Raw genomic sequence first — 10605 nt, 5'->3', positions numbered from 1 at the left:
CCGAGGTACAGCTCGATGACCTTCGGGTCGTTCATCAGCTCGTCGCCGGTGCCCGTGTAGGCATTGGCGCCCTGGTCGAGGACGTAGCCGCGGTGGGCGATCTGGAGGCAGCGGCGAGCGTTCTGCTCGACCATCAGCACCGTCACGCCGGCGTCGTTGACCTCCTGCACGTTCCGGAAGACGTCGCTCTGCAGCGCCGGCGACAGTCCTGCCGACGGTTCGTCCAACATCAGGATCGACGGATCGGCCATCAGCGCCCGTCCCATCGCGACCATCTGGCGCTCACCGCCCGACAGGCTGCCCGCACGCTGGCCGGCGCGCTCGGCGAGGCGCGGGAACAGGCTCGAGACCCGCTCGTACTGCTGGTCGAACAGCTCGGGCCGCTGGAACGCGCCCATCTCGAGGTTCTCGCGGATCGTGAGCCGGGGGAAGACGTTCTGGTTCTGCGGGACGTAGCCGATGCCGCGGGCGACGAGCTGGTGCGGCTTCATCCCGGTGATCTCGACCGTGCCGAGGTGCACCGCGCCCGACCGGATCTCGACGAGCCCCAGCAGCGCCTTGAGCAACGTCGACTTGCCCGCGCCGTTCGGCCCGATGATGCCGACGATCTCGCCGTGGTAGAGCTCGAGCGAGCAGTCGTTCAGGATGTTGACGCCCGGCAGGTAGCCCGCCACCAGGGTGTCCGCCGCGAGTACCGGTCTCATGGGTCGACCCCGTCGAGTGGCTGACCGAGGTAGGCGTCGATGACCTCGGGTGAGCTGACGACGTGCGACGGCGGACCCTCGGCGATCACCTGCCCCTCGGCGAGCACGACGACCCAGTCGCTGATCTCCATGACGACGTCCATGTCGTGCTCGACGAAGACGACCGTCATCCCCTCGTCGCGCAGTGCGGTGATGTGGGCGAGCAAGGACTGCGTCAGCGCGGGGTTCACGCCGGCCATCGGCTCGTCGAGCATCAGGAGCTCGGGCTCGGACATCAGCGCCCGCGCCATCTCGAGCAGCTTGCGCTGGCCGCCGGACATCGTGCCGGCGAACTCGTTGCGCATGTGGGCGAGGCCGAACCGTTCGAGCAGCGCCTCGGCCCGCGCCTCGATCTCGCGCTCCTGACGGATCCAGGACGGCCGCCACAGCCCCTGCAGGAGCCGTTCGCCCGACTGCCCGGTGGCGCCGAGCTTCATGTTGTCGATCACGCTCAGCTTCGTGAGCGACTTCGTGAGCTGGAACGTGCGCACCATCCCGCGCTGCGCCACGCGGTAGGCCGGCATCCGGTCGATGCGCTCGCCGTTCAGTTGCCACTCGCCCGCGTCGGCGGCATCGAAGCCGGTGAGCACGTTGAACAGCGTGGTCTTGCCGGCGCCGTTCGGCCCGATCAGGGCCGTGATCGCACCCCGCTGGATCTCGAGGCGGTCGACCTCGACCGCCGTCAGCCCACCGAAGCGGCGTTCGACCCCGCCGGCGGCGAGCACGGCGTCGGGCTTGGGACTGCCCGGCTCGCGGGCGACGTCGTCGAAGACGGCGGGGTCGAGGGCGACCGGGGTCGCGCCGTCACCGGGCATCGAGCACCATCTCCTCCCGATTCCCGAACAACCCCTGTGGCCGGAAGATCATCAGCGACACGAGCGCGACGCCCATCAACGTCGTCGCGAGGAGCCCCTCACGGCCGTCGAGGAACCCCGACAGCCATCCCGGTGGCCACTCGCGGAGCGCGAGGTCACGGAACATGCTCTCGACGCCCTGCCGCAGGAACCAGAAGAGCATCGCGCCGATGATCGGGCCGAAGCGGGTGGCAGCACCGCCCATGATCAACGCCGTATAGGCGAAGAACGTGACCTGCGGCCGGTAGCCGACCGGGTCGACGCTGCCCTGGTCGAAGAGGTCGATGATCCCGGCGAAGCCGCCGATCACGCCACCGAGGATCAGCGCCTGCATCTTGTACGACACCACGTTCTTGCCGAGGCTGCGCACCGCGTCCTCGTCCTCGCGGATGCCGCGCACGACGCGGCCCCAGGGGCTGCGCATCAGGAACTGGACGAGCCCCGTGCACGCCGCCACCAACAGCCAGGCGACCGTCATCACCCACAGCTGCTCGTTCGTGAACCCGAAGTTCCCCCACCGGATGTCCCAGTCGGCGGGATACGGGTTCAGGTCGCGGAAGCTGCCGGTCACGCCCTGGATGCCGAACGGCCCGCCGGTCAGATCGGTGGACGCGCGGGCGCGCACGAGGAACCGGAGGATCTCGGCCGCGGCGATGGTGGTGATCGCGAAGTAGTCGGTGCGCAATCGCAACGTCGGTAGGCCGAGCGCCAGCGCGAACGCGACGCAGGCCAGGACCGACACGAGCAGCCCGGCCCACAGTGACCAACCCCAGGTACCCACCGCGATGGCGGCGCCGTAGGCACCGAGCATCATGAAACCGACCTGGCCCACGTTGGTGAGCCCGGCGTAGCCGAAGTGGACGTTGAGGCCGATCGCCAGCAGGGCGTAGATCGCGGCATTCGTGCCGATCGACGCCCGCGACGCGTCACCGAAGATGTCCAGGAGGTCCACTACCCCACCCGCTCCTTGATCCCGAGCAGGCCCTGCGGCCGGATCAGCAACGCCACGACGAGGGCCAGCAGCGCCCACACGAACTTGAGCTCGTTCTGCACCCAGACGGTGCTGACCTCGGTGACGAGGCCGATCAGGAGCCCGCCGACCATCGCGCCGTACGCGGTGCCCAGGCCGCCGAGCACGACCGCAGCGAAGATCAGCAGCAGCAGGCGGAAGCCGGCATCGAACTGGACGACCTCGCTGAGCCCGAACATGACCCCACCGAGGCCGGCCAACGCAGCACCCGCGACCCAGACCCGCAGGATGATGCCGTCGACCGGGATGCCCGACGCCGAGGCGAGGTCAGGGTTGTCGGCGACCGCGCGGGTGGCCTTGCCGGTCTTGGTCAACTGGAGTGCGGCGCCGGCGGCGACCAGGCCGACGAAGCAGATCACCATGATCGTGAGATCGCGGGGCGTGAGCTGGAACAGCCCGAGATCCCAGGGGTCCTGCACCTGGTACTCGCGGTACGACTCCGGCTCGCCGCCGACCCACATCTGCATCAGCTGGCGACCGACGAGCGAGAGGCCGATCGTGACGACGACGAACTGGAACGCGCCGAGCTTCATGCGTCGCAGCGGTTGCATGAGCCCCAGCTCCATGCCGGCGCCGAGCGCCCCCGCTGCGACGACGCCGATGATGCCGGCGAGGATCAGCGTCAGCTCGAGCGACTCGGTGTTGAGGTAGAACGCCACGACCGCTCCGAAGCTGACGAGCTCGCCGTGGGCGAAGTTGATCAGCCCGGTCGTGCCGAAGATCAGGGAGAGCCCGACCGAGCACATCGCCAGGATCAGGCCGAGCTTGATGCCGTTGATCGTGGCCTGTGCGATCTGCTCGACGAGCGGCGTGCCGGTGCTGACGCGCTCGCCGAGCGTGAAGGTCGCGCGCCGCTCCTGCCCGGGGCGGGTGACGGCGATCTGGAGCGACGCGGCCGAGTCCGCAGCCAGCTCGACGCCCTCGGGCAGGGTCTCGACGACGAGCGTCACGTCGTAGGTGGCCCGCTTGGACGGCACCTCGACCCGCCAGTTGCCGTCGGCGTCGCTGGTCGCCGTGGCGGAGAAGCTGCCGTCGACGTCGGCGACGACCACGTCGACCCCCTCGACCGGTTCACCCTCGAACAGCAACTGGCCGGAGAACGAGGGGGCATCGTCCTGGGCTGCTGCCGGGCTCGGCAGCAGCGCGACGCCCACCATCACCAGCAGCGCGTACAACCATCGCGCCCGACCCCTCCTCACGGGCGCCCATCCTGGCATGCGCGGGTGGGCCTCGCTGACAACCACCGGGCGTCAGTGCGACAGGATCTTGTCGAAGAAGGCGATCGTGCGCTCTTCACGAGGGTTGTCGAACAGCTCGTCCGGCGTGCCCGTCTCGACGAACACCCCCTCGTCGATGAACACGACCCGGTCGGCCGCAGCGCGCGCGAAGCCCATCTCGTGCGACACGACCGCCATCGTCATGCCGTCGGCGGCGAGCTCGAGCATGACGTCGAGCACCTCCTTCACCATCTCGGGATCGAGCGCGCTCGTGGGCTCGTCGAACAGCATCACCTTGGGGTCCATGGCCAACGCCCGCGCGATCGCCACCCGCTGCTGCTGGCCGCCCGACAACTGCCTCGGGTACGTGTCCGCCTTCTCGGGAATGCCGACCCGCTCGAGCTGGCGCATGCCGACCGCGTGCGCCTCCTCCTTGCTGCGCTGGCGCACCTTGCGCTGGGCGAGCGTCACGTTCTCGAGCACCGTGAGATGCGGGAACAGGTTGAACTGCTGGAAGACCATGCCGACCTCGGCCCGCATCAGGTCGAGGTCGGCGCCGCGCGCCGTGACTTCGACCCCGTCGATGACGATCGTGCCGTAGGTCGGGATCTCGAGCATGTTGAGGCAGCGCAGCACCGTCGACTTGCCGCTGCCGCTCGGCCCGACGATGACGACGACCTCGCCGGCCTCGACGTCGAGGTCGACGCCGCGCACGGCGTGCACGTACTTGCCGAACGTCTTGTACAGGTTGCGGATCTCGATCATCGGACGGGCCGGCGGCGGGGGTGGCGGAGCGGTTCCGTACGCGCTCATGCCCGCGCCTCCATCCGATCGGGGTTGAGTCGTCGCTCGACGAACTGCAGCAGGATCGACAACACCACGGTGAGCGTGAGGTAGACGAACGAGAGCGCGAGGTAGCTGTCGCGGAACTTGAAGCTGCCCGACGCGTACTGGCGCGCCCGCAGGGTGAGATCGAGCACGCCGAGCACCGAGAGCAACGACGTGTCCTTGAGGATCGCGATGAAGTCGTTGCCGAGCGGCGGGACCACGGCCCGGACCGCCTGCGGGAGCACGATCGATCGGGTCGTCTGACGCCGCGTCAGGCCGAGCGATCGGCCCGCCTCGACCTGCCCGGCGTCCACCGCCTGGATGCCGGCCCGGAAGATCTCGGCGATGTAGCCGCCGTAGATCAACGACAGCGCGATGATCGCCCGCCACTCCGGCGAGACGCGGTTGCTCTGCCCCAGGGCATCGCTGATCTCGGGCACGACGACCAGCGCGAACGTGAAGATCAACACCAGGATCGGGATGCCGCGGATGAACTCGACGTAGGTCCTCGCGACGTTCCGCGCGACCACGTTGCGTGACGTGCGTGCGAGAGCGACGACCAGCCCGATCACGCAGGCGATGAAGAACGACCACAACGTCGCCCGGATGGTCAGCCAGATACCCGGGATGATGCGATCGAACGCCCGGTTGTACCCGGCGTCCCATGCGACGAGCGCCCCCATCCAGCCGATGATCACGGCGATCAGCACCGTCCACCAGGGGAACGTGTCGTACCAGGGGGTCGTGTCCTGGCGGTTGCCGCCCCACTTCGGCGTGCTGACGTCGGGTTCGCCCTCCTCGAACGTCATCATGTTCAACGGGTGTTGACCCGATGCAGTCATGCCGCGCTCCCCTCGCTCGCTGGGGCGACATCTGACCACAGTTCGCCCGACACACACCAGTTGTCACCGACAGCCGAGATGGATCGTGCCGATCGGTGAGTCGTTTCGTGATCAGTCGTACTTCACTCGTCGCACTCGCCACCAGGCACAGGTACGACCTGCCCGCCGACGATGTCGAAGTTGGGTTGGTCGGCGCGACCGAGATCAGCCTCTGAGCCCGGGACCACGCCGGTGCGACTGATGTGCTCGGCGACCTCGGTTTCCAAGATGTGCCGCTGTGTCTCGCACGGCACGACGAGCCGCACCTGGGGTGCGGGCTGCGCCGGGGCCGGGCGCTCGGTCGCCGGAGACGGCACGCTCGGGACGGGCCGGACCGCATCGAGGACCGCATCCGCCGGAAGCGACGCGATGAACGGCGCCGCATCGAACGAGACCAGGTCGTACGTGCCGTAGGCGGGCTTGTCGGGCACCCGGCTGTCGAACCTCCACACGATGCCGTCGCCGTCGACCCACAACGTCATGGCGAGCACCTGCGCCTCGTCCGGGTTCTCACCTGCGACTCCACCGAAGCGGGCGAACCACTCCTCGTAGGCGTCGGGCTCGGCCGAACGGAACTGCCGGAAACCGACCTCGAGATCGAGCCGAGTCACCTCGCGACCGTTCAACTCGACCTGTTGCTTCTCGACCACATCCGTGAATCGACGGGCCTCATCGGGGATGTAGTCCTCGAACAGCGGCAGGAAGGCGAGCCGTCCGACCGACTCGAGCAAGGCCGACGTCTCTTCGAGCTCGTACCAAACTCCGTCGTCGAGGAGGTGAACGCCTGCCGCGTTGCTGACGACCCGGAGCGGCTCGCCATCGTGCACGGCGTCGATGTCGTAGTTGACCAGCTCACGGTCGGCGGTGATCGTTCCGGCACTTGGTGTGCCCGACTCGTCGAGCTCGTCGTAGGCGATGACCAACCTGCCGTACTCGGGGCGGGTCGCGTCGTAGGTCGGCAGCGCCCGTTCCTGGGCGGCCCGACGGAAACCGACGGCGAACGACGCGACCGCAACGACGGTGACGGTGAGCAGTGCCACCACAGCCAGAGCCCGAACGATCCTGACCGGCAGCGATCGCTTCGGGCGAGGACGACGACGCGTCGTTCGCATCTGCTGCTGGGTCGCGCGGTGGATCGCGAGGATGTCTTGGTCGCCCCGTTGCACGTCGTGGTGCGGCGGCACGGGGGCACCGATGGGGACCGCTCGGGCCCCGGGCGGTGCCGACGCGGCCGACGGTGGGATCGACGGTTCCGGCGCCAGCGGCACGAGGATCGGAGCCGGCGGTGAGGCGGGCGGCAACGTCGGGAGCACCGGCGCCGCAGCATCCGGCGATTCCGGTGTCGGCTCGGCCGGGCCCTCCGGTTCGGAGCGCGACCGCAGTACGTCAGGGCCCTCTTGGTCGGTCGCCATACCAGCCGCGAAAGCTAGTGCGAGACCGCCGCCTTCGCCGAAAGCATGGGCCTGTCCGCGTGGGGAAGGCCAGATGCGACACCGTGTTCCGGGACCGGCTACGGTCCACGATCACGCATCGCTCAATGACCGAGGGGAGTCACAGTGGAGATCAGCGTCACCGTCAACGGGGTCACGCACACCGGCGACGTCGAACCGCGCACACTGCTCGTGCAGTACATCCGCGAGCACGTCGGGTTGACCGGCACCAACATCGGCTGCGACACCTCGTCGTGCGGTGCCTGCAGCATCCATCTCAACGGTGAGGCGGTGAAGAGTTGCACACTCCTGGCCGTCCAGGCCGACGGCCAGGAGCTGACCACGATCGAGGGCATGGCCGCCGACGACGGCACGCTGCACCCGATGCAGCAGGCGTTCATGGAGAACCACGGTCTGCAGTGCGGCTACTGCACCCCGGGCATGGTGATGGCGGCGACCAGCCTGCTCGACGAGAACCCGAACCCGACCGAGCAGGACGTGCGGATCGGGCTCGAAGGCAACCTGTGCCGGTGCACGGGCTATCACAACATCGTGCAGTCGGTCCTCGCGGCCGCGGCGAAGTGACCTGCGGCCGCCGACGAGCCGATCGATCAGCGACGACCGAATGATCATCAGGATGGGGGTCCTGCGATGACGATGACCGACAGCGAGCGCACCGTGCTGGGGACGCGGATGGTGCGCAAGGAAGACCCGGCCCTGCTCACGGGCGAGGCCAAGTACACCGCCGACATGGCGGTCCCCGGGGCGCTGCACATGGCGGTGCTGCGCAGCCCGTACGCACACGCCACCATCGACTCGGTCGACCTGTCGGCCGCGCTCGCCCATCCCGGCGTGCGGGCGGCCTACTCGGGCGCCGACCTCGAAGGCGACTGGGCCGGCCCGATGCCGTGCGCCTGGCCCGTCACCGAGGACATGAAGAACCCGACCCACTACCCGCTGGCCGTGTCGAAGGTCGCCTACGCCGGCGACGGTGTCGCGGTCGTGCTGGCCGACGACGAGACCACCGCCAAGGACGCGATCGAACTGATCGACGTCGCGTACACACCGCTCGATCCGGTGATCGACCTCGAGGACGCCCTGTCCGACCGGGTGGTGATCCACGACGAGCTCGGCACCAACAAGAGCTACACCTGGGACCTCAAGATCGAGGGCGAGGAGGGCCAGGTCGACGCGGCGTTCGCCGCCGCGGCGTACACCACGAAAGAGCGGTTCATCCAGCAGCGGCTGATCCCGACGGCGATGGAGCCTCGGGCGGTGCTGGCCATGCCGCAACCGTTCGGCGGCGACATGACGCTCTACTCGGCGACGCAGATCCCGCACGTGCTCAAGGTCATGGTGGCCCTCACGCTCGGCATCCCCGAGCACCAGCTCCGCGTGGTCGCACCCTCGGTCGGCGGGGGCTTCGGATCCAAGCTGAACGTCTACGCCGAGGAGCTGCTGTGCACGGCGCTCGCCCGCAAGCACGGCGTGCCGGTGCGGTGGACCGAGGAGCGCTCGGAAGGATCGATGTCGACGATCCACGGCCGTGGCCAGATCCAGGACATCGAGCTTGCCGCCGACGCCGACGGCAAGCTGACCGCGATGCGGGTCCGCCTGATCGGCGACATGGGCGGCTACCTCCAACTGGTCGCGCCCGGCGTGCCGCTGCTCGGCGCGTTCCTCTACGCCGGTGTGTACGAGCTCCCCCACGCCTACGACTTCTCGTGCACGTCGGTGTTCACCAACATGACCCCGACCGACGCCTACCGCGGCGCCGGCCGCCCCGAGGCGACGTACGCGATCGAGCGGTCGATGGACGCCCTCGCCTCGCAGATGGGCATCGACCCGCTCGAGCTGCGCCGGCGGAACTTCATCCCGAAGGACAAGTTCCCCTACGAGGCCTTCACCGGCCTCGTGTACGACTCGGGGGATCACGACGCAGCGGCGACGCTGGCGGCCGAGATGGCCGACTACGACGGGATCCGCGCCCGGCAGGCCGAGCAGAACGTCGAGGGAGCCACCAAGCGGCTCGGCATCGGCATCTCGACCTACTTCGAGATGTGCGGGCTCGCACCTTCACGGGTGCTGGCGTCGCTGAACTACGGCGCCGGCGGCTGGGAGGCCGCCACGGTCCGCGTGCTGCCGACCAGCAAGGTGCAGGTCGTGACCGGCTCGTCGCCGCACGGCCAGGGCCACGAGACGTCGTGGTCGATGATCGTCGCCGAGAAGCTCGGCGTCGACCCGGCCGACGTCGACGTGTTGCACTCCGACACCGCGATCGCGCCGTACGGCATGGACACGTACGGGTCGCGGTCGCTGTCGGTCGGCGGCGTGGCGCTCGCCCAGGCATGCGACGGCGTGATCGACAAGGCGAAGCAGATCGCCGCGCACCAGCTCGAGGCGTCGGCCGACGACATCGAGTTCTCGGGTGGCGTGTTCCGCGTCGCCGGTTCCCCCGACAAGGAGCTGCCGCTCGCGGCGATCGCGTTCGAGGCGTTCACCAACCACAACCTGCCCGACGGGATGGAGCCCAACCTCGAGGCGCACACGCACTACGACCCACCCAACTTCTCGTGGCCGTTCGGCACCCACATGTGCGTGGTCGAGGTCGACACCGAGACCGGTGAGGTCGACGTGCTGCAGTACGTGGCGGTCGACGACTGCGGCAACCAGGTCAACCCGTTGATCGTCGACGGGCAGGTGCACGGCGGCGTCATCCAGGGACTCGCCCAGGCGCTGTACGAAGGTGCCCACTACGACGCCGACGGCAACCTGCAGACGTCGACGCTCGCCGAGTACCTGGTGCCGGCGGCCAGCGATGTGCCGCAGGTGACCACCGGGCACACGGTGACGCCGTCGCCCACCAACCAGCTCGGCGTCAAGGGGGTTGGCGAGGCCGGCACGATCGGCGCCACGCCCGCGGTCATCAACGCCGTCGTCGACGCACTGTCCGGGCTGGGCGTGCACGACGTCCCGATGCCCGCCAGCCCGCTGAACGTCTGGAACGCCATCAACGAGGCCCGAGGAGGCTCACAGTGATCCCCGCAGCATTCGACTACGTCCGTGCCGGTTCCGCCGACGAGGCGATCAGCCTCATCGGCCAGCACGGCGACGAGGCCAAGTTCCTCGCCGGCGGCCACAGCCTCGTGCCGCTGATGAAGCTCCGTCTTGCGCAGCCGACGGTGCTGGTCGACATCGGCCGGATCACCGACCTGTCGTACATCCGCGACGAGGGCGAGCACGTTGCGATCGGGGCACTGACCCGTCACATGGACGTCGAGACGAGCGATCTCCTGCGCGCCGAGGTGCCACTGCTGGCGCACGCCGCGAGCCACGTCGGCGACCCGCAGGTTCGCCACCGCGGCACGATCGGCGGGTCGATCGCACACGCCGACCCTGCCTCCGACCTGCCGGCGACCACGCTGGCGCTCGGGGCCACGTACGTCGTGCAAGGCCCCAACGGCACCCGCGAGATCGCGGCCGGCGACTTCTACCAGGGCTTCCTCACCTCGGCCCTCGCCGCCGACGAGATGCTGACCGAGATCCGGGTTCCGAAGATGAACGGTGCCGGGTGGAGCTTCCAGAAGTTCAACCGGCGCGCGCAGGACTGGGCGATCGTCGG

General features: G+C 68.9%; 10 protein-coding genes. 3 read left to right on the top strand and 7 right to left on the bottom strand.

Annotation, left to right across the window (positions count from 1 at the left end):
- From QNJ12_RS21090 to QNJ12_RS21060, 7 genes are all read right to left on the bottom strand, one after another.
- Positions 1–704 (bottom strand): ABC transporter ATP-binding protein (locus tag QNJ12_RS21090; protein WP_300625719.1); only part of this gene is annotated, 704 nt, incomplete at its 3' end.
- Complete coding sequence (locus tag QNJ12_RS21085; RefSeq protein ID WP_300625717.1) at positions 701–1558, bottom strand: ABC transporter ATP-binding protein; 858 nt, start codon at positions 1556–1558, stop codon at positions 701–703. The genes QNJ12_RS21085 and QNJ12_RS21090, both read right to left, overlap by 4 nt.
- Positions 1548–2549, bottom strand: a complete 1002-nt coding sequence (locus tag QNJ12_RS21080; protein ID WP_300625716.1) for a branched-chain amino acid ABC transporter permease — start codon at positions 2547–2549, stop codon at positions 1548–1550. The genes QNJ12_RS21085 and QNJ12_RS21080 overlap by 11 nt, the downstream gene beginning before the upstream one ends.
- Entirely contained in the window at positions 2549–3826 is a 1278-nt protein-coding gene (locus QNJ12_RS21075) for a branched-chain amino acid ABC transporter permease (RefSeq protein WP_300625714.1), read from the bottom strand. Before QNJ12_RS21075 ends, QNJ12_RS21080 begins: the two co-directional genes overlap by 1 nt.
- Before the next feature lie 51 nt (positions 3827–3877).
- A complete protein-coding gene (locus tag QNJ12_RS21070; RefSeq protein WP_300625713.1) occupies positions 3878–4657 on the bottom strand; it encodes an amino acid ABC transporter ATP-binding protein in 780 nt (259 codons plus the stop codon).
- Positions 4654–5514, bottom strand: a complete 861-nt coding sequence (locus tag QNJ12_RS21065; RefSeq protein WP_300625711.1) for an amino acid ABC transporter permease — start codon at positions 5512–5514, stop codon at positions 4654–4656. The genes QNJ12_RS21070 and QNJ12_RS21065 overlap by 4 nt, the downstream gene beginning before the upstream one ends.
- 122 nt (positions 5515–5636) lie before the next feature.
- Positions 5637–6593 (bottom strand): hypothetical protein, encoded by a 957-nt coding sequence (locus tag QNJ12_RS21060; protein ID WP_300625709.1) that lies wholly within the window; start codon positions 6591–6593, stop codon positions 5637–5639.
- A 516-nt stretch (positions 6594–7109) separates the two neighbouring features.
- Between QNJ12_RS21060 and QNJ12_RS21055 the strand changes: the two genes are divergently transcribed.
- The 3 genes from QNJ12_RS21055 to QNJ12_RS21045 form a co-directional block, all read left to right on the top strand.
- The gene (locus QNJ12_RS21055; protein WP_300625707.1) at positions 7110–7568 is read left to right on the top strand and encodes a (2Fe-2S)-binding protein; all 459 of its coding nucleotides are present in this window, start codon (positions 7110–7112) and stop codon (positions 7566–7568) included.
- Between the two features lie 66 nt (positions 7569–7634).
- Positions 7635–10022 (top strand): molybdopterin cofactor-binding domain-containing protein, encoded by a 2388-nt coding sequence (locus QNJ12_RS21050; RefSeq protein WP_300625705.1) that lies wholly within the window; start codon positions 7635–7637, stop codon positions 10020–10022.
- Positions 10019–10605, top strand: a 587-nt coding sequence (locus QNJ12_RS21045) for an FAD binding domain-containing protein (RefSeq protein WP_300625703.1), incomplete at its 3' end; no start/stop codon positions are given. The genes QNJ12_RS21050 and QNJ12_RS21045, both read left to right, overlap by 4 nt.

The organism is Ilumatobacter sp., assembly GCF_030065885.1.
Lineage (GTDB): Bacteria > Actinomycetota > Acidimicrobiia > Acidimicrobiales > Ilumatobacteraceae > Ilumatobacter.
The sequence above is the reverse complement of the archived record's forward strand: the minus strand, read 5'-3'. Positions and strand labels throughout refer to the sequence as shown.